Source organism: Egibacteraceae bacterium (assembly GCA_035540635.1).
Taxonomy (GTDB): Bacteria; Actinomycetota; Nitriliruptoria; order Euzebyales; family Egibacteraceae; genus DATLGH01.
The window spans coordinates 1-25,179 of record DATLGH010000084.1 but is presented as its reverse complement, the minus strand read 5'-3'; the positions used below and the strand labels follow the sequence as shown (position 1 = coordinate 25,179).

At 73.8% G+C, this 25,179-nt stretch carries 25 protein-coding genes; 6 read left to right on the top strand and 19 right to left on the bottom strand.

Annotated features, from left to right (window positions below; translation table 11 throughout):
- From VM324_13385 to hisD, 7 genes are all read right to left on the bottom strand, one after another.
- Positions 1 to 481, bottom strand: a 481-nt coding sequence (locus VM324_13385; GenBank protein HVM00279.1) for a CAP domain-containing protein, incomplete at its 3' end; no start/stop codon positions are given.
- 131 nt (positions 482 to 612) lie between these two features.
- Positions 613 to 1,386 (bottom strand): imidazole glycerol phosphate synthase subunit HisF, encoded by a 774-nt coding sequence (gene hisF / locus VM324_13380; GenBank protein ID HVM00278.1) that lies wholly within the window; start codon positions 1,384 to 1,386, stop codon positions 613 to 615.
- Positions 1,387 to 1,417: 31 nt separating this feature from the next.
- A complete protein-coding gene (gene hisA / locus VM324_13375) occupies positions 1,418 to 2,152 on the bottom strand; it encodes a 1-(5-phosphoribosyl)-5-[(5-phosphoribosylamino)methylideneamino]imidazole-4-carboxamide isomerase (GenBank protein ID HVM00277.1) in 735 nt (244 codons plus the stop codon).
- On the bottom strand, positions 2,149 to 2,778 hold the full coding sequence (gene hisH, locus VM324_13370; GenBank protein ID HVM00276.1) for an imidazole glycerol phosphate synthase subunit HisH: 630 nt from the start codon (positions 2,776 to 2,778) through the stop codon (positions 2,149 to 2,151). Before hisH ends, hisA begins: the two co-directional genes overlap by 4 nt.
- A complete protein-coding gene (gene hisB, locus VM324_13365) occupies positions 2,775 to 3,359 on the bottom strand; it encodes an imidazoleglycerol-phosphate dehydratase HisB (protein ID HVM00275.1) in 585 nt (194 codons plus the stop codon). The genes hisH and hisB overlap by 4 nt, the downstream gene beginning before the upstream one ends.
- The gene (gene hisC / locus VM324_13360; GenBank protein HVM00274.1) at positions 3,356 to 4,453 is read right to left on the bottom strand and encodes a histidinol-phosphate transaminase; all 1,098 of its coding nucleotides are present in this window, start codon (positions 4,451 to 4,453) and stop codon (positions 3,356 to 3,358) included. The genes hisB and hisC overlap by 4 nt, the downstream gene beginning before the upstream one ends.
- Positions 4,453 to 5,745: a histidinol dehydrogenase gene (gene hisD, locus VM324_13355; protein HVM00273.1), complete on the bottom strand. Its 1,293-nt coding sequence runs from the start codon at positions 5,743 to 5,745 to the stop codon at positions 4,453 to 4,455. Before hisD ends, hisC begins: the two co-directional genes overlap by 1 nt.
- Before the next feature lie 69 nt (positions 5,746 to 5,814).
- Between hisD and VM324_13350 the strand changes: the two genes are divergently transcribed.
- The 3 genes from VM324_13350 to VM324_13340 all read left to right on the top strand — a co-directional run bounded on the left by VM324_13350 (position 5,815) and on the right by VM324_13340 (position 8,120).
- Entirely contained in the window at positions 5,815 to 6,456 is a 642-nt protein-coding gene (locus VM324_13350) for an LON peptidase substrate-binding domain-containing protein (GenBank protein ID HVM00272.1), read from the top strand.
- Between the two features lie 69 nt (positions 6,457 to 6,525).
- Positions 6,526 to 7,329, top strand: a complete 804-nt coding sequence (lgt, locus tag VM324_13345; protein HVM00271.1) for a prolipoprotein diacylglyceryl transferase — start codon at positions 6,526 to 6,528, stop codon at positions 7,327 to 7,329.
- Positions 7,326 to 8,120: a DUF72 domain-containing protein gene (locus tag VM324_13340; protein ID HVM00270.1), complete on the top strand. Its 795-nt coding sequence runs from the start codon at positions 7,326 to 7,328 to the stop codon at positions 8,118 to 8,120. The genes lgt and VM324_13340 overlap by 4 nt, the downstream gene beginning before the upstream one ends.
- Positions 8,121 to 8,129: 9 nt before the next feature.
- Here VM324_13340 and VM324_13335 read toward each other — a convergent pair whose 3' ends face one another.
- The gene (locus tag VM324_13335; protein ID HVM00269.1) at positions 8,130 to 8,543 is read right to left on the bottom strand and encodes a zf-HC2 domain-containing protein; all 414 of its coding nucleotides are present in this window, start codon (positions 8,541 to 8,543) and stop codon (positions 8,130 to 8,132) included.
- Entirely contained in the window at positions 8,540 to 9,172 is a 633-nt protein-coding gene (locus tag VM324_13330; GenBank protein HVM00268.1) for an RNA polymerase sigma factor, read from the bottom strand. Before VM324_13330 ends, VM324_13335 begins: the two co-directional genes overlap by 4 nt.
- A gap of 116 nt (positions 9,173 to 9,288) precedes the next feature.
- Between VM324_13330 and VM324_13325 the strand changes: the two genes are divergently transcribed.
- A complete protein-coding gene (locus VM324_13325; protein ID HVM00267.1) occupies positions 9,289 to 9,621 on the top strand; it encodes a hypothetical protein in 333 nt (110 codons plus the stop codon).
- 61 nt (positions 9,622 to 9,682) lie between these two features.
- On the opposite strand, the gene VM324_13320 is transcribed toward VM324_13325, so the two are convergent.
- The 4 genes from VM324_13320 to VM324_13305 form a co-directional block, all read right to left on the bottom strand.
- A complete protein-coding gene (locus tag VM324_13320; protein ID HVM00266.1) occupies positions 9,683 to 11,338 on the bottom strand; it encodes a penicillin-binding transpeptidase domain-containing protein in 1,656 nt (551 codons plus the stop codon).
- A 118-nt stretch (positions 11,339 to 11,456) separates the two neighbouring features.
- Positions 11,457 to 14,936, bottom strand: a complete 3,480-nt coding sequence (gene dnaE, locus VM324_13315; GenBank protein HVM00265.1) for a DNA polymerase III subunit alpha — start codon at positions 14,934 to 14,936, stop codon at positions 11,457 to 11,459.
- 148 nt (positions 14,937 to 15,084) lie between these two features.
- Positions 15,085 to 16,020 carry an RluA family pseudouridine synthase gene (locus tag VM324_13310; protein HVM00264.1) on the bottom strand — a complete coding sequence of 312 codons (936 nt, stop codon included), beginning with the start codon at positions 16,018 to 16,020 and terminating at the stop codon, positions 15,085 to 15,087.
- The gene (locus VM324_13305) at positions 16,017 to 16,724 is read right to left on the bottom strand and encodes a signal peptidase II (protein ID HVM00263.1); all 708 of its coding nucleotides are present in this window, start codon (positions 16,722 to 16,724) and stop codon (positions 16,017 to 16,019) included. The genes VM324_13310 and VM324_13305 overlap by 4 nt, the downstream gene beginning before the upstream one ends.
- A 97-nt stretch (positions 16,725 to 16,821) precedes the next feature.
- Between VM324_13305 and ileS the strand changes: the two genes are divergently transcribed.
- Together ileS and VM324_13295 are read left to right on the top strand one after the other, a co-directional pair.
- A complete protein-coding gene (gene ileS / locus VM324_13300; protein HVM00262.1) occupies positions 16,822 to 20,001 on the top strand; it encodes an isoleucine--tRNA ligase in 3,180 nt (1,059 codons plus the stop codon).
- A gap of 14 nt (positions 20,002 to 20,015) precedes the next feature.
- Complete coding sequence (locus tag VM324_13295) at positions 20,016 to 20,621, top strand: hypothetical protein (protein HVM00261.1); 606 nt, start codon at positions 20,016 to 20,018, stop codon at positions 20,619 to 20,621.
- A gap of 73 nt (positions 20,622 to 20,694) precedes the next feature.
- Here VM324_13295 and VM324_13290 read toward each other — a convergent pair whose 3' ends face one another.
- The 6 genes from VM324_13290 to pgeF all read right to left on the bottom strand — a co-directional run bounded on the left by VM324_13290 (position 20,695) and on the right by pgeF (position 25,030).
- A complete protein-coding gene (locus tag VM324_13290; GenBank protein ID HVM00260.1) occupies positions 20,695 to 21,975 on the bottom strand; it encodes a helix-hairpin-helix domain-containing protein in 1,281 nt (426 codons plus the stop codon).
- A gap of 109 nt (positions 21,976 to 22,084) precedes the next feature.
- Complete coding sequence (locus VM324_13285) at positions 22,085 to 22,666, bottom strand: DivIVA domain-containing protein (protein ID HVM00259.1); 582 nt, start codon at positions 22,664 to 22,666, stop codon at positions 22,085 to 22,087.
- 20 nt (positions 22,667 to 22,686) lie between these two features.
- Entirely contained in the window at positions 22,687 to 22,974 is a 288-nt protein-coding gene (locus VM324_13280) for a YggT family protein (protein ID HVM00258.1), read from the bottom strand.
- Positions 22,975 to 22,981: 7 nt separating this feature from the next.
- Positions 22,982 to 23,455 carry a cell division protein SepF gene (sepF, locus tag VM324_13275; protein ID HVM00257.1) on the bottom strand — a complete coding sequence of 158 codons (474 nt, stop codon included), beginning with the start codon at positions 23,453 to 23,455 and terminating at the stop codon, positions 22,982 to 22,984.
- Positions 23,456 to 23,490: 35 nt separating this feature from the next.
- Positions 23,491 to 24,243 (bottom strand): YggS family pyridoxal phosphate-dependent enzyme, encoded by a 753-nt coding sequence (locus VM324_13270; GenBank protein ID HVM00256.1) that lies wholly within the window; start codon positions 24,241 to 24,243, stop codon positions 23,491 to 23,493.
- Positions 24,236 to 25,030 carry a peptidoglycan editing factor PgeF gene (gene pgeF, locus VM324_13265; GenBank protein HVM00255.1) on the bottom strand — a complete coding sequence of 265 codons (795 nt, stop codon included), beginning with the start codon at positions 25,028 to 25,030 and terminating at the stop codon, positions 24,236 to 24,238. The genes VM324_13270 and pgeF overlap by 8 nt, the downstream gene beginning before the upstream one ends.
- Between the last annotated feature and the right edge of the window lie 149 nt (positions 25,031 to 25,179).

Sequence of the window (25,179 nt, the reverse complement as noted above, 5' to 3'; positions counted from 1 at the left end):
TGGTGGCCCACATGGTGCCGTCGGCGTCGCAGATGATGCCGATGCCCACGGCGTCGTGGTAGCGGTTGAGCATGTTGCGCCGGTGGCCCTCGGACTGCATCCAGCCGCGGTGGGCGTAGCCGGCGGACTCGTAGGCGGGGTGGAGCAGGAAGATGTTCTCGCCGATGTAGCTGAACCGCTCCCGGTAGGGCGAGGTCTGCATGGCGGCGTTCATGTCGCTGTGGCGGTAGTCCTTGGTGTCCGACATCCGCGCCGACCACTGGGTGGCCAGCCGCGCGAGGTCGCCGTCCCAGGCCACCGGCTGGATGCCGCGGGCGTGGCGCTCGTCGTTGAGGCGGTTGAGCAGGTCGCGGGCGATGTGCTCGACGTTGCCGCTGCTGCGGGCCTCCGCCGCGCCGGTGGGCACGAACCCCACGAGGATGACCGCTGCGAGCAGCACGGCGGTGAGGCGCAGCAGCGGCGCAGCGGTACGAGACCTCATGGCGGTTCCTCCGGGCAGCGGGACGTGCTGTCCGCAACTGCGTCGGTGTGTTACCGCCGGTAACTAAGGGCCGTGGGCACGCGGCGGCCCCCGCCGCGCGCCGCCCACTGTCCGTTCGGGCGGGTCGCGGCCTATCTGCGGACCGGGAGGCCCGCCTCGGCCATCGCCTGCTTGACCTCGCCGACGCGGAGCTCACCGAAGTGGAAGATCGAGGCGGCGAGGACCGCGGAAGCCTGACCCTCGCGGATGCCCGCGACCATGTGCTCCGCCGAGCCCGCGCCGCCCGAGGCGATGACGGGGACGTCGACGGCGCCGCCGACCGCACGCAGCAGGCCCAGGTCGAAGCCCGACTTCGTGCCGTCGCGGTCCATGGAGGTGAGCAGGATCTCCCCGGCGCCCCGGCGCTCGCATTCGGCCGCCCACGCGACGACGTCCCGGCCGGTCGGCCGGCGCCCGCCGTGCGTGCACACCTCCCAGCGGGCGCCGCCGCGGGCACCGGTCGTCCGCCGCGCGTCGATGGCCGCCACGACGCACTGGGTCCCGAACGCGTCGGCGGCCTCCGACAGCACCCTGGGGCGCTGCACCGCGGCGGTGTTGAAGCTGACCTTGTCGGCGCCGGCGCGCAGCAGGCGCCGAACGTCGGCGGCCGAGCGGACGCCGCCCCCCACGGTCAGCGGGATGAAGACCTGCTCGGCGGTGGCGCCCACGACGTCGTAGATCGTCTCCCGCTCGTCCGACGAGGCGGTGATGTCGAGGAAGACGAGCTCGTCGGCGCCTTCCGCGTCGTACGCCCGGGCGAGCTCCACGGGGTCGCCGGCGTCGCGCAGCTCGACGAAGCGGACCCCCTTCACGACCCGCCCGGCGTGCACGTCGAGGCAGGGGATGACGCGGGGCGCGAGCGTCACGTCCGGAGCCTGGCGCCGCGCTGCCCGAGGGTCACGTCACCCGGTCCCCGACAGCGGCGAGCGCGTCGGCCAGCGTGAAGCGCCCCGCGTACAGGGCCTTGCCGACGATCGCGCCGTCGACGCGCTCGTGGGCCCGGGCGAGCGCCTCGAGGTCGCTCAGGCTCGCGACACCCCCGCTCGCGGTGACCCGTGCGGTCGTCGCGTCGGCGACCTCGGCCAGGCGCGCGACGTTCGGCCCCGCGAGCGTCCCGTCGCGGGCGATGTCGGTGAAGACGAACCGGGCCACGCCCATGCGCGTGAACGTCTCGAGTGCGGCGAACAGGTCACCCGACGCGGTCGTCCAGCCCCGCGCCTTCAACGTCGTGCCCTCGGCGTCCAGGCCCACGGCCACCTTGTCCCCGTGCGCGTCGAGCGCGTCGGTTACGAAGCCGGGATCCTCGAGCGCCATGGTGCCGATCACGACGCGGCTCGCCCCGTAGCGGAACGACGCGTCGAGGTCGGCCGTCGACCGGATGCCTCCGGAAGCCTGGACCGGCACCCCGGTGGCCTCGACGATGTCGGCGATCAGCCGGCGGTTGCGCGGCTCCCCGTGGAAGGCCGCGTCGAGGTCGACGACGTGGAGCCACCGGGCCCCCGCGTCCACCCAGCGCTGCGCCGCCGCGACGGGGTCCGTGTCGTAGACCGTGGCCGAGCCCTCCCGCCCCTGGACCAGCCGCACGGCTCGGCCATCGGCGATGTCGACGGCGGGATACAGGGTGAAGGTCACGCGGCGTGCTCCCGCCGGGCCACCTCGTCGAGCCAGTTGGCGAGCAGGCGCGCCCCCACGTCGGAGGACTTCTCGGGGTGGAACTGCGTGCCGACGACGCTGCCGGCCCGGATGACGGCGGCGATGCGGACGCCGTAGTCGCACGTGGCGACGACCTGTGCGGCGTCCGGCCCGACGTAGTACGAGTGGACGAAGTAGGCGTGGGCGCCGGCGAGCCCGGCGAGGAGCGGGTCCTCGCGGCCGGGCTCGAGGGTGTTCCAGCCCATGTGCGGCACCACGACACCCGCCGGCAGCCGGCGCACCTCGCCGGGGAGCACGGCGAGGCCCGGCGTGTCCGGGGCCTCCTCGCTCGACGCGTAGAGGATCTGCATGCCCACGCACACGCCGAGCAGCGGCCGCCCCTGGTCCACCCAGCGGCGGGTGAGGTCCTCGAGCCCCTCGTCGCGGAACTGCCGCACGCACTGGCCGAAGTTGCCGACGCCCGGCACGACAAGGGCGTCGGCCGCGGCCGCCTCCGCAGCGTCGGACGTGACGACGACCTCACCCCCCGACCGCACGAGCGCCTTCTCCATGGAGCGCAGGTTGCCCGCGCCGTAGTCGAGCACGGCGACCCGCGGCGGCGTCACAGCAGGCCCTTCGTCGAGGGCACCCCGGCGCTGCCCGTCAGCGCGACCGCACGGCGCAGGGCCACCGCGACGCCCTTGAAGACCGCCTCCTGGATGTGGTGGCTCCCCTCCCCCGCGAGCTTCGTCACGTGCAGGGTGAGGGCGGCGTTCGCCACGAGCGCTTCGAAGAAGTGCTTCGTGAGCGTCGTCTCGTACGTGCCGACGAGCTCGACGGGCGTGTCGGCGTGGTACACGAGATAGGGGCGGCCCGACAGGTCCACGGCCACGCGCACGAGCGCCTCGTCGATCGGGACGGTAGCGTCGCCGAAGCGCTCCACCCCCGTCTTGTCGCCGAGCGCCTGGCTGAGGGCCTGACCGACGGCGATGCCGGTGTCCTCGACGGTGTGATGGGCGTCGACGTCGAGGTCCCCCTCCGCGCGGACGCGCAGCCCCAGGCGGCCGTGGCGGCCGAGCTGGTCGAGCATGTGGTCGAAGAACGGCACGCCGGTGGCGACGTCGGTCTCGCCGCCGCCGTCGAGATCGAGCAGCACGTCGAGGCGGGTCTCCTTGGTCTCCCGCACGATCTTGCCGACGCGGCTCACCGCCCGCCCCCTCCCGCGCCCGCCGGCAGGTCCGCGAGGCAGTCCCGCAACGCGGTGAGGAACGCGTCGTTCTCCTCCGCGGTGCCGATCGTCACCCGCACGCAGCCCTCCAGGCGAGGCGCCCGGGAGAAGTCCCGGACGAGCACACCCCGCTCGAGCAGGCGTCCGAAGAGGTCGTCCGCAGCGCTGCGCAGGAGCAGGAAGTTCGCCTCGGAGTCGAAGACCTCCACGCCGAGCGCGCCGGCCGCCTCCGCGACCCGGTCGCGCTCGGCGACGATCGCGCCGATGTGGGCGGTGACCTCGTCGGCGAGCGCGAGGGCCACGAGCCCGGCCTCCTGCTTTACCGCGTCGAGATGGTACGGCAGGCGCACCTTGCGGAGGTCGTCGACGACCCAGGCGGGACCGAGCAGGTAGCCGAGCCGCAGCCCGGCGAGCCGCCACGCCTTCGAGAACGTGCGGACCACGACGAGACGGTCGAGCGTGTCGAGGAGCGTGAGCGCCGAGCGCTCCCTCACCTCCGGGGAGAACTCCATGTAGGCCTCGTCGACGACGACGAGCGCCCGGCCCGCGTCGTGCAGCGCCCGGAGGACCGACGGTTCGACGCCCAGGCCCGTGGGGTTGTTCGGGCTCGCCAGCGCGACGACGTCGGGGTCGTGGCGCGTGACGGCCTCGACGGCGATCTGCGCGGTGAGCCGGAAGCGGTCGTCGAGGTCGGCGGCGACGAGGCCGGTTGCCGTCGTGCGCGCGAGCTCGGGGTACATGGAGTAGCTCGGCCGGAACGCCAGCAGCCGCCGACCCGTGCCGCCGTACGCCTGGAGCAGCTGCACGAGCACCTCGTTCGAGCCGTTCGCCGCCCAGGCGCGCTCAGGTGGCAGGCCGAACCGGTCGGCGAGCCGTTCGCGCAGCGCCCACAGGCGCCGGTCGGGGTAGCGGTGCAGGTCGAGCGCGGCCACCCGCTGGGCGAGGCGCTCGGAGAAGACCGCAGGCGGCGGCCAGGGCGTCTCGTTCGTGTTGAGCCGCACAGCGACGTCGAGCTGCGGCGCGCCGTAGGGCTCGACGGCGGCGAGGTCCTCGCGCACCGGTACGCGTCCCATCAACCCCCCTCGAGCCGGACGCGCACCGCCCGGGCGTGCGCGGGGAGGTCCTCGGCGGCCCCGAGCGCCTCGACGACGGGAGCCAGGCTCGCGAGCGTGTCCGCGTCGTAGGACACCCAGTTGATCGGGACGAGGAAGTCGTCGGTCCGCAGGCCGCCGGTGAAGCGCGCCGTCCCCCCCGTCGGCAGCGTGTGGTTCGGGCCGGCCGCGTAGTCGCCGAGCGACACGGGGGTGTGGCCGCCGACGAAGATCGCGCCCGCCGCCCGGATCCGGTCGGCGACCGCCTGTGCGTCGCGGGTCTGCACCTCGAGGTGCTCCGCGGCGAAGGCGTCCGCCACCGCCACGGCGTGGTCGAGGTCGTCCACGAGCAGGATGGCGCCCTGGCCAGACAGCGCCGCGCGGATGCGCTCGACGTGGCGGGCAACCGCGACCTCGTCCTCGAGGGCCGCGAGGATGCGCTCGGCCAGCTGCGGGTCGGGGGTGATGGCGATCGCCGTGGCCAGCGGGTCGTGCTCCGCCTGCGCGACGAGGTCGGCGGCGACGTGGCGGGGGTCGGCGGTGGCGTCAGCGATGATCGCCACCTCCGTCGTCCCCGCGAGGAGGTCGATCGCGCAGGCGCCCTCGGCGGCGACCTGCTGCTTCGCCTCGGCCACGTAGGCGTTGCCGGGCCCGACGACCTTGTCGCAGCGCGGCACGGTGGCCGTGCCGTATGCGAGCGCGGCGACGGCCTGCGCCCCCCCGATCGCGAAGATCCGGTCGGCGCCGCCCGCGATCGCGGAAGCCGCGAGGATGCTCGGCGCGATCCGCCCGTCGGCGTCGGGCGGCGAGGCGAGCACGACTTCCTCGACGCCGGCGACGCGGGCCGGGACGATGGTCATGACCGCCGTCGACAGCAGCGGTGCGAGCCCGCCCGGCACGTAGGCGCCGACGCGGCGCAGGGGGCTGTGCCGCACGCCCATGACCGCCCCGTCGCGCACGTCGGACCAGTCCCCGGGACGGGCGCGCTCGTGGAACCAGCGCACCTGGTCCGCGGCGCGCTCCAGCGCACCCCGCAGCGCGGGATCGAGCTGGGCTACGGCGTCCGTCACCTCCTGGCGTCCCACCTCGCGGACTTCGCCGTCGTAGCCGTCGAGCGCGGCGGTGTGGCGCCGCACGGCCGCGTCCCCCTCGGCGCGCACGGCGGCGAGGATGTCGGCGACGGTCTCGCGGACGCGCCCGGCGACGCCACCACCGGCGCGCAGGCCTTCGGCAGGACAGGGCCGCCCGCCGCGCAGATCGACAACGGGGATCATGGCATCGACTCTACCGGGGCTTCGGGGGGCCGGAGACAAGGCACAGCCGCACACATAGGCTGGGCTGCGATGGAGCTGCCCCTGTTCCCGCTGCATGTGGTCCTGTTCCCGGGCAGGCCGCTCCCCCTGCACGTCTTCGAGCCGCGCTACCGCACCATGCTCGAGGACTGCCTCGCCGCCGACCGGCGCTTTGGGGTCGTGGCGATCCAGGCCGGCAAGGAGGTCGGCGGCTGTGCCGAGATCTTCGAGGTCGGCACGGTCGCACAGATCGAGTCGGTCACGCCCCTGGCCGACGGCCGGTCGGACATCCTCACCCGGGGCGTGCAGCGCTTCCGCGTGCAGGAGCTCGTGCCGGGGACGCCGTACCTCAAGGCACGCGTCGAGCTGCTGGCGGAGGGCTGTGCCGCGGCGAGCGACCGTGCCCGTGCCGCCCAGCTGCGCGACCTGCTCGTGCCCTACCTCGCGGGCCTGGGAGCGCCCGACGAGCTCCTCGGGCGGCTGCCGTCCGATCCGGACGAGCTCGCCTACCTCGCCGCCGCGGCGCTGCAGACGGAGGTCCCCGACCAGCAGCGGCTGCTCGAGCTCGACTCGACCGGTACGCGCCTGGCCGCCACGCTGGCCATGCTGCGGCGGGAGGCGAGCCTCATGCGCCACTTCGGCAGGGTCGGCTCCCTGCGCCCCGCCGGCCCGAACGGCGCCCAGCTCAACTGACGGCGCCGACGCTCCGGCGGGCGGCCCGCCGCCGACGCCCACGGCCGACAAGGGACTAGCATGCCGTACATGGTGGCCACCATCCCCTCGCCGACCGACAACGCGCTGGAGATCGGGCCGCTCACCCTGCACTACTACGGGTTGGCGATCGCCCTCGGCGCGGTGCTCGCGGTGTGGCTGATGCGGCGGCGCTACGGCGCCGTCGGCGGTGATCCGGACCTCGCGGACCGCACCGCGGTCTGGGCGATCCTCGCGGGGCTCGTCGGGGCGCGACTGGCCTACGTGTCCACCAACCTCGACCGCTTCCTCGACCGCCCCTGGGCCGTGCTCTTCATCTGGGAGGGCGGCCTCGCCTTCTTCGGCGGTCTCACCCTCGGCGGGCTCGCCGGCCTGCTCTACCTGCGCCGCCAGGGCGCGCTCACGCCGGCGTTCCTCGATGCCGCCGCGCCCTGCATCCCGCTCGCCCACGCCGTCGGGCGATGGGGCAACTACTTCAACCAGGAGCTCTACGGCACGCCGACCGGGCTGCCGTGGGGCCTCGAGATCGACCGGGAGCCCCTGCCGGTCCACCCGACGTTCCTCTACGAGTCGCTCGCCAACCTCGTGCTCGCCGGCGTGCTCATCCTGCTCGGGCGCTCCGGGCGCCTCGCGAAGGGCTCCCTCATCTTCGCCTACCTCGTCGGCTACGGCACGATCCGCTTCCTGCTCGAGCTCGTCCGCACGGACACGGAGTTCCGCCTCCTCGGCATCAGCCGCAACGGCTACGTCGCCCTCGTCGTCGCCGCCGTCGGGGTCTTCGGGCTGACGTGGTGGAACCAGCGGCAGGCCGACAGCGAGGCGGCCGAGGCCCCGGCGAGCGCCGCCGAGGAGTGACCGTCCTCGTCGGCACGTCCGGTTGGCAGTACCGCGACTGGCGGGGCGCCTTTTACCCGATGGAGCTCGCGCAGCGCGAGTGGTTGGCCCACTACGCCGCACGGTTCACGACGGTGGAGATCAACGCGAGCTTCTACCGCCTGCCGGAGCGGTCGCGCTTCGCCGCGTGGCGCGACGCGACGCCCGACGACTTCGTGCTGTGCCCGAAGGCGAGCCGCTACCTCAGCCACATGAAGAAGCTCAAGGACCCCGAAGAGCCCGTGGGCCGGTTCGTCGCCGCGATCCGGGGGCTCGGTGACAAGCTCGGACCCGTCCTGCTCCAGCTGCCCCCGAACTTCCCCGCCAATCTCGACCGCCTCGACGCCGCGCTCGCCGAGTTCCCGCGCGGCGTGCGCGTCGCCGTCGAGCTGCGCCACGAGTCCTGGTTCACGGAGTCCACCCGCGCGCTGCTGGCCGCTCGCGGCGCCGCCCTCTGCCTCGCCGACCGGCGGTCGCGGTGGGTGTCGCCGCTGTGGCGCACCGCCGACTGGGGCTACGTGCGCTTCCACGAGGGGGCGGGGCCGTGGCCCTGCTACGAACGCGACGCCCTCGCCGACCGTGCCGGCGCGGTGGCCGAGCTCTACGGCAGCGCCGAGGTGTACTGCTTCTTCAACAACGACCCCCGCGGCTGCGCCGTCCGTGACGCCCGGTGGTTCGCAGAGGAGTGCGCCGGCGCCGGGCTGTTCCCCACACGTGTCCCCGCGGCGGGCGACATCAGCCTCGTCCCGCCGAAAGATCCCGCCGCCGGCTGAGGCTCGGGGTCACCGCCGCCGCCCGAGGCGCCCGAGGCGCCCCCGCACCGCTCGGGCGGCACGCCAGCTCGCGTAGCCGGTTGCCGTGCCCGCTCCCGCAGCGGCGACGAGCAGCAGCAGCGACAGACCGGGCCGGGCACCGCTGACCGCCCCACGCGCGGGGACGGCCGCCCGCCCGCGCACCCCCGGGCGCTCCGCCTGCTCGAGCAGCGCGTCGAGCAGGCCGTCCGGCGGCGCCCCCCCGGCGGCCGCTGCGCCCAGCTGCTCGAGGCCCGCGGCGAGCGCGGCCTGCTGCGCCCTCGCCTCCTGGCAGCGCGCGCAGCGGCGCAGGTGCACCTCGACGAGCCGGCGACGCCACCGGGCAGCGGTGCCGTCGACGACGGCGGGCAGCTGGCGCTCCACCTCGTCGCAGATCCTGCTCACGACCGCCTCCCCTCTCGCACGCCCGGGCGCACCTCGCCGGCCGCCGCGGGATCCGGCGCCCTGGCCTGGTGGTCGGCCATCAGCGCGCGCAGCTTTGCGTGCGCCCGGTGCAGGCGCACCTTGACGACCTCCTCGCTCACGCCGAGGACGTCCGCCGCCTCCTTCGTCGACAGCCCGCGCACGTCACGCAGGACGACGACGGCCCGCGCGTGCGCCGGGAGGTCGTCGATGGCCCGCCCCAGGCGGCGTACCGCGTCGCGTTCGGCCACCCGGCCCTCGGTGTCGTCGCCGGACGCGAGCTCGTCGGCTCCCCCCGGTACGGCGAACGCCGTGTGACCGGCGACCTGGCCACGTGCGCGCACGTCACCTCGCCGGCGCAGCGCCGTTGCGCACACGTTCGTCGTCACCCGGTGAAGCCACGTGCTGAACGCCGCCTCCCCCCGGAAGCCGAGCACCGAACGGACCACCCGCAGGTAGACCTCCTGTGTCGCGTCCGCCGCGTCGGCGGGGTCGTCGAGCAGCCGCCGGCAGAGCGCGTACACGGACCCGTAGGTCGCGCGGATGAGCGCCTCCATGGCGTCGGGTTCCCCCCGCTGGACGGCGCGGACGAGCTCGGGATCGACGTGCACGGCGCCATTGTCCCGCACCTCGGCCTGCGCGGCCGGTAACCATCGCGACTCCTCCGGGTCCAACACGACGAGCGAGGCAACCGCCTCGCCGACCGCATCGAGCAGGAGCAGTGGAGATGTATGCCTTCCTCGTTCTCGTCGCGCTCGCGCTGGCGCTGTCCGTCGTCCTTCAGGCGCTCGACGAGCTCGTCCCGGTCCGCGCCCCCGCGGCGTTGACCCGCACCGTCGCCGTCGCTGTAGGGGCCGGCCTCGCGTGGATGCTCGGCTACTCCGCCTTCTCCGCCTTCGGGCAGGAGCTGCGGGCGGAGTGGATGCATCCGGTCGTGACCGGGCTCGTGCTCGTCGCACTCGGCGAGTTCGCCCGTGGCGTCCTCGACGCGGTCGCGCACCGCTCCGCGGCGCCGCCGCTCGAGTCGGCCCCCACCGGCCGTCCCGCACGGGCCGCCTGACCTGCTGGCTCACCGCGCCGCGGCGCTCCATTCGCCGCTCACGACCGCCGCCCCCCGGCGGTCAGCCCACGGCGGCATAGAAGCGCGCCGCGGCCGGGGCGGCCACCGCGCCCCCGAATCCGCCTCCCTCGACGAGCACCGCGACCGCGAGGTCGCCACGGAACGCGACGAACCACGCGTGCGTGCGCGCCCCGGCGCCGAACTCCGCCGTGCCGGTCTTGCCCGCGACCGGCTCGCCGGGCACCTGCGCGCCTGTGCCGGTTCCCGCGGCGACGGCGTTGCGCATGAGTTCGGTGAGCTGAGCGATCACCGCGGGGGGCAGCGGTTCGGCGAGGGTCTCGTCGGGCGGCTCGTCGACGAGGACGCGGGGAGGGACCCAGCGGCCGCGGGCAACCGCCGCCGCGACGCTCGCCATGTGCAGGGGCGTCGCCTCGACCCGGCCCTGGCCGATCGCGGCGGCAGCGTGCTCGACGGGGTCGACGGGCTCGGGGAACCGGGCGTCGGCCACCGGCACGCCGATGTCGTAGTCGACGTTGAAGCCGAACTGGCGGGCGGTCGCCTCGAGCATCCCGGCGGGCAGCCGCTCCGCCTCGCCGACGAACGCGGTGTTGCAGGACTCGGCGAAGGCGTCACGGAAGCTGATGGGGCCGAGGGCGGCGAACCCGGCGTTGCGGAAGCTGCGGCCCCCGACGCTGACGGTGCCGGGGCAGGGGACGGTGGCGGCGGGGTCGAGGCCGTGGGACAGCAGCGCGACGGTCGTCACGACCTTGAACGTCGACCCCGGTGGGTAGCGGCCCGACAGCGCCCGGTCGAAGCCGCCCAGGGGGGCGTTCGCGACGGCGCGGACCTCGCCGGTGCGCACGTCGACCGCGACGAGCGCCGACGGGCTGGCGAGCGGGGCGAGCGCGGCCCGTGCGGCCTCCTGGACGCCGGGGTCGAGGGTGGTGCGGACCGGGTCCGGTTCGATCATCGGGAACTCGTGGAGGACCGCGACCACGACCGGCTCGGGCTGCCCCTCGCCCGGTCCGGCCACGACGCGGACGGCGCCGCCGGGCTGGCCGGCCAGGCGACGCTCGAGCGAGCGCTGCAGGCCCGACTGGCCCACCGCGTCGCCCGGCTCGTAGGGCGCGCCGAGGGCCTCCAGCTGCTCCTGCGTCGCCTCCCCCACGCTGCCGGCGACTCCGGCGAAGGGTCCGCCGGCGAGGTCGGCGCCGTTGCGGTCCAGCAGGGGCGCGCGGGCCGGCCAGTGCCGCTCGCGTTCGAGGCGCTGGCCTTCGGCGAGCTCGGGGTGGAGGGTCTGCGGGCCCCAGTCGATGACCCACCGGCCCTCGGCGGGCAGCAGCGTGAAGCTGCCCTCGTAGCTCCACTGCCCCAGGCCGGAGACGGTGAAGCTCGCCGCGTAGGACGCGGTCGCCTCTCCCGGCACCGGCTCGTCGAACGCCACGCCGCGGAGCCTCACAGCGGCGTCGCTGAGCCCGAGCGCCTCCACCGCCTCGGCGTGCCGGGCCCCTGCCCCGGTCGCGGGCTCGGCGACGAGCGCGTCGATGCGCCCCCAGTCGGCGGCCTGCCAGGCCTCGACGAAGTCCTCGGCGACCTCGATCGCCGCGAGCCGCGCGGCGCGCTCACGCTGCTGGCCGACGGCCGCGTAGGCGCCCGCCGCCATCGCCACGGCGGCGGCGACCACCCCGACACCGCCGATCACCCACCACCGCCGCACGCGCGCTCCTCACGAGGTCACACCCGGACGCGGCCCAAAGTAGCCCGCGTCGGCCTCGGCTTCTGGCAGGCGCCACGAGTGGCGGACACCGCCGGCCGCCGCCGGCGACCATCCCCGCTCAGGCGACCGCGTCTGCCCCGAGCAGCATCTTCAGCTCCGCGTAGAGCCCGGGGCTGCGGGCGACGCAGAGCTCCCCACCGAGGCGCAGCGTCGTGCCGTTCGCTTCGCAGCCGGCGAGGTGGAGGTGCACGGGGACGACGCCCGGGTGGCCGGCGAGGATCTCCCGCAGGCGGGCGACCACCTCGGGCGTGCACTGCCGGGGCGCGAGGACCAACCGCAACGGGGACCCCATGGCGTCGCTCACGTCGGGGGCGTGCACGTCGGAGGCGATGAGCTTGGGGGTGTCGGCGTCGTCGAGACGCCCCGTCACGCACAGGAGTGTGTCCTCGATGAGGATCTCCTGGGCCGCCTGGTACACCTGCGGGAAGAGGATCACCTCCACGCTGCCCTGAAGGTCTTCGAGAGTCCCGACGACGTAGGGCTCGCCCCGCCTCGTGAACTTCTTCGTGATGCCGGTGAGGATCCCCGCCACGGCGACCTGGCCGGGGGCCCCCTGCTCGAGCAGCCGTGCGATCGGTGCGGTCGACATCTGGGCCACGAGCCGCTCGAGTCCGAGGAGGGGATGATCGGAGACGTAGAGCCCGAGCATCTCGCGCTCGGCGGCGAGCTTCTCCTTCCGCTCGAACTCCACGTCGGGGATCGGCGCAGCGTCGACGAGCCCCTCGGACCCGTCGCTGTCGGCGTCGCCGAACAGCGAGAACTGCCCTTCGGCCTCCGCCCGCTTGCGCGACAGGGCGTGCTCGCAGATCGTCTCGAAGGCGAGCAGCAGCCCCTTGCGGGGATGCCCTAGGGACTCGAACGCCCCGGCCTTGACCAGCGACTCGACCGTGCGGCGGTTGAGCACCGAGGCGTCGACCTTGCGGCAGAAGTCGGCGAAGTCGGCGAAACGGCCCTTCGCGGTGCGCGTGGCGATGATGGAGTCGACGACGGCCTCGCCGACGTTGCGGACCGCCGAGAGACCGAAGCGCACCTCGGGTCGGCCGGAGTCCGGAGACGGGGCGAAGTCCATCTCCGAGGTGTTCACGTCGGGCGGCAGGACGGTCATGCCCATCATCCGGCACGAGTGGAGGTAGAGGGGCAGGCGGTCCTTGTTCGTCTTCACGCTCGTGAGCAGCGCCGCCATGTACTCGACCGGGTAGTGCGCCTTCAGCCAGGCGGTCTGGTAGCTCACGAGCCCGTAGCCCGCCGAGTGCGACTTGTTGAACGCGTAGTCGGCGAAGCCCTCGATGAGGTCCCACAGGTCGCGGGCGAGCTTGGGGTCGTAGCCGTTGGCCACGCAGCCGTCACAGAACTTCGACTTCTGCGCGTCCATCTCGGCCTGCTTCTTCTTGCCGATGGCGCGGCGCAGCAGGTCGGCCTGGCCGAGGCTGAACCCGGCGAGCTGCTGAGCGATCTTCAGGACCTGCTCCTGGTAGACGAGCAGGCCGTAGCTGCCGGCGAGGATCTCCTCGAGGTCGGGGTGGGGCACGCGGACCTTTGAGCGTCCGTGCTTGCGCTCGGCGTACTCGTTGTGCAGCCCCGCGGACATCGGCCCGGGCCGGTAGAGCGCGAGCAGCGCGATGATGTCGTCGAAGCAGTCCGGCTGCAAGTGGCGGCACAGCGCCTTCATCCCGGCCGAGTCGAGCTGGAAAACCCCGTCGGTGTCGCCCCCGGCGAGCATCTTGTAGGTCGCGGGGTCGTCGAGGGGGATCTCCTCGATGGCGATGCGCTCGCCGGTCTTCGCCTCGATGTGGGCGAGGCAGTCGCTGATGACCGTGAGGTTGCGCAGCCCGAGGAAGTCCATCTTCAGCAGGCCGATGTCCTCGACCATGCCGCCGTCGTACTGGGTGACGATCTCGCCGTCCGCCTCCAGGCGGAGGATGGGGGTGTACTCGGTGATGCGGTCGGGCGCGATGACGACCCCGGCGGCGTGGATCGAGTGCTGGCGGCGCAGCCCTTCGAGGCTCAGGGCGGTGTCGAGCACCTTCTTCGCGTCCGGCTCGTGCTCCCATGCCTGGCGCAGCTCGGCCGACAGCCGGCGCGCCTCCGCGAGCGGCTTGTCCTTGCCCATGACCGGCGGGGGCATCATCTTGGTGAGCCGGTCGCCGAAACCGAACGGGTAGCCGAGCACGCGGGCGGAGTCGCGGATGGCCTGCTTCGCTTTGATGGTGGAGAAGGTGACGATCTGTGCGACCTTGTCGTCGCCGTACTTCTCCGTCGTGTAGCGGATCATCTCGCCGCGGCGGCGCTCGTCGAAGTCCATGTCGATGTCGGGCATCGACACGCGCTCGGGGTTGAGGAAGCGCTCGAAGATGAGACCGTAGCGGATGGGGTCGAGGTCGGTGATCCCGGTGCAGTACGCAACGAGGCAGCCAGCCGCCGATCCACGCCCGGGGCCGACCCTGATGCTCGCAGACCGCGCGTACTCGCAGAGGTCGGCGACGATGAGGAAGTAGCCGGGGAAGCCCATCTGCTCGATGACCGCGAGCTCGGTGCGCAGCCGCTCCTCCACGTCGGCTCGCAGCGTCGACCCGTAGCGGCGTTCGGCGCCCGCGTAGACCTTGCGGCGCAGGTAGGCGGCCTCGCTCAGGCCGTCGGGGCAGGGGAACGCCGGCAGGTGGTGGCGGCCGAACGTGAGCTCGACGTTGCACCGCTCCCCGATCTCGAGGGTGTTGCGCCACGTCTCGGGACGGTCGGCAAAGAGGCCCCGCATCTCCTCGGCGGACTTGACGAAGAACTGGTCGCCCTTGAACTGGAAGCGGTTGGGGTCGTCCTTCTTGGCCCCGGTCTGGATGCACAGCAGCACGTCGTGTGCCTCGGCGTCAGCCTGCTCGGTGTAGTGGCTGTCGTTCGTGGCGACGAGGCCGACGCCGAGGTCGCGGGCGATGGCGACGAGCTCCGGGTTGTTCGCCCGCTGTTCGGGGATGACGTCGTGGTCCTGCAGCTCCACGTAGTAGCGGTCGGCGCCGAAGATGTCCCGGTGCTCGGCGGCAGCGGCCAGCGCCGCCGCGCGGTCGCCGCCGAGCAGCAGCTGGTTGACCTCCGCGCCGAGGCAGCCGGACAGGCAGATGAGCCCCTCGGCGTGCTCGGCGAGCAGCTCCTTGTCGGCACGGGGCTTGTACCAGTAGCCCTCGAGGTAGGCACGGGAGACGAGCCGCATGAGGTTTCGGTAGCCGGCCTGGTTCTCCGCGAGGAGCGTCAGATGGTAGTAGGGCTCGGCGCGCGCGTCCGACCCCTCGATCCGCCCCGCGTGCCGCCCGCCCTTGGCGTACCGGCTTCCCGGCGCGACGTAGACCTCGCAGCCGAGGATCGGCTTCACACCGTGGCGGTGCCCCGCCTTGTAGAAGTCCACCGCCCCGAACATGTTCCCGTGGTCGGTGATGGCCAGGGCCGGCATGCCGAGCTCGGCGACCCGGCGCATGAGCGCGTCGACACGGCTCGCGCCGTCGAGCATGGAGTACTCGGTGTGCGTGTGAAGGTGGACGAAGGAGTCGCCCATCTCACCCCCTCTGGGGTCTCGGCTGCGGGTCTAAATTACAACCGTGGAGTTCGCAGGGGAAGAGGCGGGGAAGCCCGGGGGAAGGCGGTCAGTGTAGTGCCTGCTCGCTTGCGTCCCCGTCCTGGCCCCCGCCCGCGGGGGTGGGCCGTCACCTGCTCGGCGCGCGCAGTGCGTCGCGAGCCCGCGCGATGTCGGGGGGCGGCGGCTCCTCGACCGACACGCGTTCGCCGGTGAGCGGATGGGTGAACGCGAGCCTGCGGGCGTGCAGCGCCGGCCGGTCGAGTCCGAGCTCGGCGGCGAGGGCGGCCGACGCCCCGTACGCCCGGTCGCCCGACACGGGATGCCCGACCGCTGCGAGGTGCACGCGCACCTGGTGGGTGCGCCCGGTCTCGAGGCGGACGGTGAGTGCGGCGGCGCGCGTGAAGTCCTCGTCGACGTCGTAGTGGCTGACCGCGCGGCGGCCGGCAGAGTCGACGGTGAACCGCGTGCGCCGGGTCGCCGACCGCGCGATCGGGGCGTCGATCGTGGCCGACGGCGGGTCGGGGACGCCGTCGACGAGCGCCGTGTACACCCGCTCCACGTCATGCGCGCGGAACAGCGCGGCGAGCCCCTCGTAGGCGGCGACGGTCTTCGCCACGGCGAGCAGCCCGGAGGTGCCGCGGTCGAGACGGTGCACGATTCCCGGGCGACGGGTCGGGCAGGGGCCGTCGTGGGGCCCGCAGGGGTCGGCGAGCGCAACGCCCATCGCCGCGAGCGCGTCAACGAGACTGCCTTCCCCGGGGCCGGCGCCGGCGTGCACGACGAGCCCGGCCGGCTTTGCGACGACGAGGAGGTGCGCGTCGGCGTAGCGGATGGGGACCGCCCCGGGAACGGGCGCCGGTGGCTCCTCGCGCCGGGCGACCCGCACGCGCTCGCCCGCCCGCAGCCGGTGCGACTTCGCGACTGCGACGCCGTCTACCGTGACCTCACCCGCCTCGATGCGGGACTGTGCCCTGCTCCGCGGCTCCCCGAGCCAGCCGGCGACGGCGACGTCGGCGCGACTGCCCTCGTCCTCGGGCCCGACCGTGCGGTCGAGCAGGGTCATCGCGCGGGGGCTGAGGTCTCCGGTCGCACGGAACGGTGCTGGGCGCGCTCGGCCTCGGCGGCGCGCTCCTCGCGGTCGACGATCGTGAGCAGGATCGCGATGCCCACGGCCCCCACGACGATGCCGACGTCGGCGAGGTTGAACACCGGCCACCAGCCGAGGTCGATGAAGTCGACGACGTGCCCGGAGGGGAATCCGGGGTCGCGCAGGAGGCGGTCGGTGACGTTGCCGAGGGCTCCTCCGGTCACGAGGCCGTACACGACCGCGAGGGACAGGCGGTCGGTGCGCGGCAGCGCCCGCACGACGAGGACGAGGACGAGCAGGGTCACGACGAGGAACAGGCCAGGGAAACCGGGGATGCCGAACGCGCCCCCGGGGTTGCGGACGAGCCGCAGGTCGACGAAGCCTAGCTCCACCCCGACGATCCCGGTGGCGGGCAGCTGCGCCACCGCGAGCACCTTCGTGGCCTGGTCCAGCAGCAGCCAGATGGCCGCCACGCCGAACGTCGTCACCTTCACGAGGCGGCCGGGCAGCGCCCGCCGGGACGGGGGCTCGGGTGCCGTCGCACCAGCCGGCGTGCCCGTCGAGCCCGGGGTCGCCCCCGAGTCGCGTTCCCGGCCGCGTTCCTGCAGGCGTGCTCTCCACCGGCTCGCGGGCTGCTCGTCGGCCGCGCCGCCGGTCGTGTCGGTGCTCGTTGCGCTCATGGCAGGCGAGTGTACTGGCGCGGGGGCGCAGGAAGGCACCACCGGGCCGGGCGCTACCATGCCTGCACATTCCGCGGTGACGTGCCCAGGAGGACGTGTGGGTTTCGAGCCTGTCGATCAGCAGCCCGACTTCCCGGCGCTCGAGCGCCGGGTGCTCGAGCGGTGGAGGGAGGAGCGGATCTTCGCGCGCTCCCTCGAGTCGCGCGCGGACGGGCCGCTGTTCCGCTTCTTCGAGGGGCCACCGACCGCGAACGGCAAGCCGGGCGTGCACCATATGGAGGCGCGGGTCTTCAAGGACGTCTTCCCCCGCTACCGGACGATGAAGGGCTACCGCGTCCCCCGCAAGGCGGGCTGGGACTGCCACGGCATCCCCGTGGAGCTCGAGGTCGAGAAGGAGCTCGGCTTCACGCGCAAGCCCGACATCGAGGCCTACGGCGTTGCGGCGTTCAACGAGCGGTGCCGGGCGTCGGTCACCCGCTACGTCGAGGAGTGGGAGCGGCTCACCGAACGGGTCGGTTTCTGGGTCGACACCGCCGACGCGTACTGGACGATGTCGACGTCCTACGTCGAGAGCGTCTGGTGGTCGCTGGCCAAGCTGTGGGACGAGGGCCTCGTCTACGAGGGCCACCGGGTGGTGCCCTACTGTCCCCGCTGCGGGACCGCGCTGTCCGACCACGAGGTCGCACAGGGCTACGCGACCGCCGTCGATCCTTCGGTGTACCTGCGGCTGCCCCTCGCCGACGGGCCGCTGGCCGACGCGGGCGCCTCCCTGCTCGTATGGACGACGACGCCGTGGACCCTCGTGTCGAACACCGCGGTGGCAGTCGGGGAGGGCATTCGCTACGTCCTCGCGCGGACGCCCTCAGGGGATCCGGTCGTGCTCGCGGCCGACCTCGTGCAGACGGTGCTGGCAGAGGGCGCGGAGGTGCTCCGCGAGGTCGCGACGTCCGAGCTGGTTGGGGCGCGCTACCGCCCACCGTTCGCCTACCTCGACGCCGACCTCGCCGGGGGCGCCCACGTCGTCGTCACCGCTGATTTCGTGACGACGGACGAGGGCACGGGCCTCGTTCACCTCGCACCGGCTTTCGGGGCCGACGACATGGCGGCGTCCCGCGCGCATGGACTGCCCGTCGTGAACCCCGTCGACCTCGAGGGCCGCTTCGACGAGCGGGTCACCGACTTCGCCGGGCAGTTCGTGAAGGCTGCGGACCCGGGGATCATCGAGGCGCTGCGGGCCAAGGGGCTGCTCCTGCGCGCCGGCGAGTACACGCACACCTATCCCTTCTGCTGGCGGTGCGCGACGCCGCTGCTGTACTACGCGAAGCCCTCGTGGTACATCGCCACGACGAAGATCCGCGACCGCCTGCTCGAGGAGAACGCGGACGTGGACTGGCACCCGCCGCACATCCGCGACGGACGCTACGGGGACTGGCTGCGCAACAACGTCGACTGGTCGCTGTCGCGTGAGCGCTACTGGGGCACGCCCCTGCCGCTGTGGCGCTGCGGGGACTGCGGGTCGGTCACGGCGGTTTCGTCGCTCACGGACCTCGGCGCGAAGGCCGGCGAGGACCTCTCGGAGCTCGATCCCCACCGTCCCGCCGTCGACGAGGTCGCGCTCCCCTGCGCCTCCTGCCCGGGCACCGCCCGCCGCGTCCCCGAGGTGATCGACGCCTGGTACGACTCCGGCTCGATGCCCTTCGCCCAGTGGGGGTACCCCCACGTACCCGGCAGCGAGGACCGCTTCCGCGCCCACTTCCCCGCCGACTTCATCTGCGAGGCCGTCGACCAGACACGCGGGTGGTTCTACTCGCTCATGGCGGTGGCGACCCTGCTGTTCGACGCGAACAGCTACCGCACCGTGCTGGTCCTCGGCCACATCGTCGACGCCGACGGCAAGAAGATGTCGAAGTCGCTCGGCAACATCCTCGACCCCTGGGAGCTCATCGAGTCACGGGGGGCCGACGCGCTGCGCTGGCTGTTGCTGACCGACGGCTCGCCGTGGGTCGCGCGCCGGGTCGGCCCCGAGCCGCTCGACGAGGTCATCCGCAAGTTTCTCCTCACCGTCTGGAACACCTACTACTTCTTCGCCACCTACGCGCGCATCGACAAGTGGTCCCCGGGCGCGTCGGACACGCCGCCGCTGGACAGGCGCCCGATCCTCGACCGCTGGGTGCTCGCCGAGCTCGCAGCGCTCGTGAAGACGGTGGACGCGAGCCTCGAGGGCTACGACACGACCGCCGCAGGCCGTGCGATCGCGACGTTCGTCGACGATCTTTCGAACTGGTACGTGCGGCGCAGCCGCCAGCGCTTCTGGCGCCCCCAGGAGGAGGGCGGGACCCTCGGCGCGGACAAGGAGTCCGCGTTCGCGACCCTCCACGAGTGCCTCGTGACGCTGAGCGCCCTGCTGGCGCCGTTCGTGCCGTTCCTTGCCGACGAGCTCTACACCAACCTCGTGCGCAACGTCGACGCTCACGCGCCCGCGAGCGTCCACCTCCTCGAGTTCCCCGTCGCCGACGGAGCCGCCGCCGACGACGCGCTGCGGTCGGCCATGGCCGTCGCCCGGCGCATCGTCGAGCTCGGACGCCGTGCGCGCAACGAGGCGAAGCTCGGTCTGCGCCAGCCGCTGCGCAGAGCGGTGGTGACCCTGCCCGCCGGCGACCGTGCCGCCTGGCCGGCCGTCGCGCCGGTCGTCGCCGAAGAGCTGAACGTCAAGGGCATCGAGATGCCCCAGGGCGGCGACGCACTCGTCGCCTACCGGGTCAAGCCGAGCTTCCGCGCCCTCGGCCCCGACTTCGGGGCGCGGACCCCTGCCGTCGCGGCGGCAATCGAGGCGACGGACCCGGACGACCTCGCCGCGACGCTCCACGCGAGGGGGGAGGCGGAGGTGACCGTCGGCGGGGTCCCTGTGCGCATCCGGTCCGAGCACGTCCAGGTTCTCGAGGAGTCGGCGAGCGGGTGGCACGTCGCGAGCGAGGGCCCCTACAGCGTCGCGCTCGACGTGGCCGTCGACGAGGAGCTGCGCCTCGAGGGCCTCGCCCGCGAGCTCGTGCGCGGACTCAACGACCTGCGCAAGCAGGCCGGTCTCGCGCTCGACGACCGCATCGACCTGGAGATCGCCGCGGAGGACGACGCCGCCGCGGCGCTCGACCGCCACGGCGGGGAGGTCGCCCGTGAGGTCCTCGCGGTCGCGCTCCGCCGGGGCCCGGCCGAGGGGGGCCACGAGCTGGCGCTGGGTTCCGACGCCCGCGTCCGGGTCAACCTGGCGGTCGCGAGGTGACGCGCCGCTCGTGGATGACAGGTGCTGCCGTGCTCGCTGCCGCGGCGGCCGCCGGCGTCGTCGCCGCCCGACGGACCTTCGAGAAGATCGCGCCTCCTCCGGACCTCTCCGGTTCGCCGGTCCCCCTCGAGACCCCGCTACGCGCCCCGCTCGGGTCGGCCCGGGACGCCCGCACGGTCCCGCCGTCGTGGGAGCCCCCCGCCCTCGCGGCCCTCGCCCGTTGGGAGCCGCCAGCGCCGCGCCACGTCGCCACCCGCGTGGCCGCCTACGCCTGGGCGGCGCCGCTCACCGTTCCCGGGCTCGTCGCCGGATGCCTGTCGGGGGTGCGTCCCCGGCCCCGTGAGGGAGTGCTGCTGTTCTCCGGGGCTCGCGGGCTCACCGCGGCCCTGCTCCGCCGCCACGGCTACGCCGCCGTGGCGATCGGTCACGTCGTCATCTGCCTCGACGAGCCCACCCCGCCCCTGCTCGCCCACGAGCTCGTCCACGTCCGCCACGCCGAGCGTCTCGGCGCGCTGGCGGCGCCCCTCTACCTCGGGTTGCTCGCCGTCTACGGCTACGCCCGCCACCCGCTGGAGCGGGCCGCCCGCCGGGCCGCCCGGCGAGTCGCCGGCGCGCCGTAGGCGCCCGCCGGCCTCCGTGGCGGCCCGCACGACGTCGGGCCCCCAGCGGCAGGTCCGATGACGTGGGCCGCGGTCAGCCCAGCGCCTCGACGATCCGGCGGGCGACGAGCAGGGACACGCCGGGCGTCCGCGCGATCTCCTCCGCGCTGCTCGCCTGCAGCGCCGAGACGCTGCCGAACTGCTCGAAGAGGGCGTCGACCTTCGAAGGACCCACGCCGGGGATCCCGGCGAGCGCGGCGTGGAACTGCACGCGGTCCTCCACACGACCGCCGGACCGCTTCGCCGCGGCCTTCTTCGTTGCCTTCTTCGCGGCGGCCTTCTTCGTCGCCTTCTTCGCGGCCACGGCCTTCGCCACCGCCGTCTCGATGGCTGCGGCCTTCTTCGCGGCAACCTTCTTCGTGGTCGCCTTCTTGCTCGCCGCGACCTTCGTGGTCGCCTTCTTGCTCGCCGCGACCTTCTTCGTGGTCGCCTTCTTCGCGACGGCCTTCTTCGTCGCCTTCTTCACCGCGGCCTTCTTGGCCGCAGCCTTTTTCGTGGCCTTCCTGGCGGCCCGCTTTCTCGGCGCGACGACCGGCACCTCGACAACCGGGGGTGCGACCTCTTCCGTGCCCTCCTGCGGCTCGGCGACGGGCTCCGGTGCGACGGGGGCGGGCGCGACCGGCGCTGCCGCGGCAGGCGCCGCGGCCGGGGGCTCCGCGACCGGCGCGGGCGCGGCCTCCGGAGCGCGCTTCGCCGCCGTCTTCTTCAGCCGGAGCTTGCGCAGCGGCGCCGGAGCAGGAGCAGGAGCAGGCTCGGCCGCGGGCGCCTCCGCCGCCTCGTCGGCTGGGCTCGCGGGCTCCTCGGCGGGGCCGGCGGGTGCCGGGGCCGGCAGCGTCGCCGTCACGTCCTCGTCCTCGCCGTCGTCGCCTGACCTCGTGGCGACGGGCCGTAGGCCCGCCACCGCGCCGGGGCGCCACCGCGACTGCTCCCCGCCGCTGCCCTCCTCCGTCACGACCTGCACACGACCCGCCGGCGCCTCGTCGGCCGCGGCCGGGCCCGCACCGCTGCCGAGCGGTGCGGGCATTGGTGTGCTCACCGGGCCGGGCGCGGGCTGGGGTCCCGGCGCCGGGCGGTCGGTCGAGCCAGGCGACCATCCGGGTGACCCCGACCACGTCGGGGCCGCTTCGCCACCAGCGGGAGCGCCGGCCGCAGCTCGGCCCGGTCGCCCGCGGATGATGCCGATGACGAGGAAGACGCCGGCCAGCAGGCAGGAGAGGATCGACACGTACACAAGGGTGAGGTCATCCCCGGCGAAAACCCCGATCACCAGGGTCACCGCCCCGATGATCACCAGCACCATGCTGACGACGATCACCGACGCACCACCATCCTGATTCCTTCCCTCATACGGCCCCGCATCGGCGCGCTTGGCGTCCACGCCGCATAGGCCCTGGCCCGGCTGCGCATGCTAGCAGTCCTGCGCTTCACGTCTCCGGGCCGTGCTCCCAGTACACGCGCCCGACTTCCTCGGCGTCGGTTCCCGCCGGGGTGTCGACGTGGGCGAGGGCAGCAAGGCCGTCGGGAATCTCGGGCAGGTCACCGGCACGGTCGAGCATCGCGAGCTGCTCGGCGATCACCGCCTCCACGCGCTCACGGTACTCGCTGCGGAAACGCGACAGGTCCTCGACCGCGCGGCGCACGTGGTCGAGCACCTCCTGAGCACGCCGCTCGTGCTCGCCGGCCCGCTGCTCGGCGTCGGCGATGATCTCGTGGGCCTCCCGGCGGGCCTCCTCGAGGGTCCGCTCCGCCTGCTCGCGCGCTTCGGCGACGGTTTCGTCGGCCGTCCGCTGGGCGGCCAGGAGCGTGCGCTGAAGGAGGCTTCCCGACTCCCCCGCCTCCTCCGTCTGGCGCTCCAGCGCTCCGACCTTCTCGGCGAGCGCGTCCCGTTCCCGGGTGAGCTCCTCGATCCGCGTTGAGACCCGGTCGAGGAAGCGGTCGACCTCGTCCTGGTCGTAGCCGCGAAAGCGCTCCTTGAAGACCTGCCGCTCGATGTCGTCGGGAGTCATCGCATCTGTGCCCGGGCGGTTCAGAACAGGCCCGCGCCGGCCGGGCAGATGAGCGCGCGCAGGATGATGATGCCGAAGAAGAGGATGAGCGGTGACAGGTCGAGCGCGCCGGCGCCGATGCGCACCGGCGGCAGCACCCCCCGCAGCGGGTTGAGCAGAGGATCGGTGACCGCCCGGACGCCGCGGGCGACGGGCTGGACCGGTTCGGGAAGCGACGGCACCCACGACAGGATGATGCGGACGAGCAGGACCACGTAGTAGACGTCGAGGGCGATGCAGAGCACCTGCATCAGCGGGTTGGGGTTCATGTTCTCCTCACGCCTGGTTGAAGAAGCCGCCCTCGGTGAGCCGGCGGCGTTCTTCGGTCGACACCTCGGTGCCGAGCGGCGTCAGGAGGAAGACCCGGTCGCCGACCCGCTCGATGCGTCCGTCGAGACCGTAGATGAGCCCGGACGCGAAGTCGAGCAGGCGTTTCGCGGTGGGTTCGCTCGCCCCCGCGAGGTTCATGATCACCGGGATGCCGTTGCGGAACCGGTCCCCCACCTCCTCGACGTCGTTGAAGGTCGTGGGATCCGTGATGTGGACCTTGCTGCTCGGCACCGGCTGCACGAGCGGGCGCGTGGGCTCGCCGGGCGGTTCCTGCCGGCTCGGCGCGATGCGCCGCACGTTGGACGGCTCCATACGCGCGGTCTCGGGAGCCCGGGAGGGCAGCGACTCCTCGGGCAGCTCGGCGTACTCGTCGTCGTACTCCTCGATGAGCCCGAGGTAGGTGCCGATCCGCTTCCACATCGTCGCCATGGTCTGCTCTCTCTCGCTTCCTCGCCTCACGCGCTGGGCCGCGGTCCGAACACGGCCTCCCCGACGCGCACGACGGTCGCCCCCTCCTCCACAGCGACCTCGACGTCGCTGCTCATACCCATGGAGAGGTGCTGAACCTCGGGGAACTTCTCCCGCAGCTCGTCGCGGAGCGCACGCAGCCGGGAGAAGACGGGGCGGGGGTCCGTCCCCAGGGGCGGAATCGTCATGAGGCCTTCGCAGGCGACCCCCGGCAGGTTGCGGATCGCCGCGACGAGCTCCCCGGCCTCGTCGATGCGACAGCCCGCCTTCGCGGGATCCTCCCCGGCGTTCACCTGCACGAGCAGCCGCTGCACGCGTCCGGACCAGCGGGCCTGGACCTCCTCGGCGATCCGCTCGGCCAGCGGGAGCCGGTCGACGGAGTGGATGAGGCTCACGAGCCCGACCACATCGCGCACCTTGTTGCGCTGGAGGCGGCCGACGAAGTGCCAGCGGACACCCCGCCCGAGGGAGCGCGACTTCGCGACGAGCTCCTGCACCCTGCTCTCGCCGAGGTCCACCTGCCCGGCGGTGACCGCGGCGCGGGCGACCTTGGCGTCGAAGCCCTTCGTCACGGCGACGAGCGACACCGCGCCCGGGGACCGTCCCGCCCGCCGCGCCGCCTCGTCGATGCGCCGGCGCACCGCTGCGAGACGCGCGGGCACCACCCGCTCGGCGTCGGCGGCGGGAGTCGGGGAATCGTCGGAGACGATCGGCGAGCACATCTCCATCAGTCTAGGCAACCCCCCCTCGTCCACCGGGGAGGTCGAACGGGGTCTCGGGTGCGCGCCGGCGGCACACCACGCCGGCCTGACGGCCGGCGGTTTCGGGCGCGTCGCCGCGGTGGCTGAACCACCGCTGGGGGTGGCAGCGCGTGCAGGCCCCGTACGTGCGCACCGTGGCGACGCCCGCGACGGCGAGCTGTTCGCGCACGGCGGCCGGCAGGTCGAGTGCGGGGGTTCCCCGGCGGGTCTCGGTCCGGGCTGTGGGGACCACCTCGGCGACCGCGTCGACGACCTCCCGGGGAAGCTCGTAGCAGCAGCCCCCGATCGCCGGCCCGACCACGGCGACGACGCGTTCCGGCGCGTCGGTCATGACCGCGACGCTGGCGCCGACGACCCCGGTGGCGACACCGCGGCGACCGGCGTGCACGGCGGCGACCGCCCGCCCCGGGTCGACGAGCAGCACCGGGACGCAGTCGGCGACGAGCACGACGAGCGCGACGTCGGGCGCCCGGGTCACGATCGCGTCGGCTCCGGCCACGGCGTCGCTGCGGCGGCGCAGCCCGCGCCCGCGGTCGTCGGGACCCACGACGGCCACCCCCGCCCCGTGCGTCTGCTCCATGTACACCGCGTCGTCCGCGCGAAGGCCGACGAGGGCGGCCACGCGCTCGCGCGCCGCCGCGGCGTCCCCGCCGCCGACGGCGAGCGAGACGTTGCCTACTCCGCGGTCGGTGAAGGCCAAGCGCGCGGCGGGGTCCTCCGGGATCGTGAGCGCGCGCGCCGGGGAGTCGAGGGCGGCCCGGCTCACCGCTTCAGGAAGGACGGGATGTCGAGGTCGTCGTCGTCGTCGCCGATCACGACAGGGGGTCGGTCGGCCGGGCGGCGGAACACCTCGTCCTCGTCCTCGTCCTCGTCCTCCTGGAAGGGGCCGCGGCCGGTGGGGGCATGCCCGGGGGG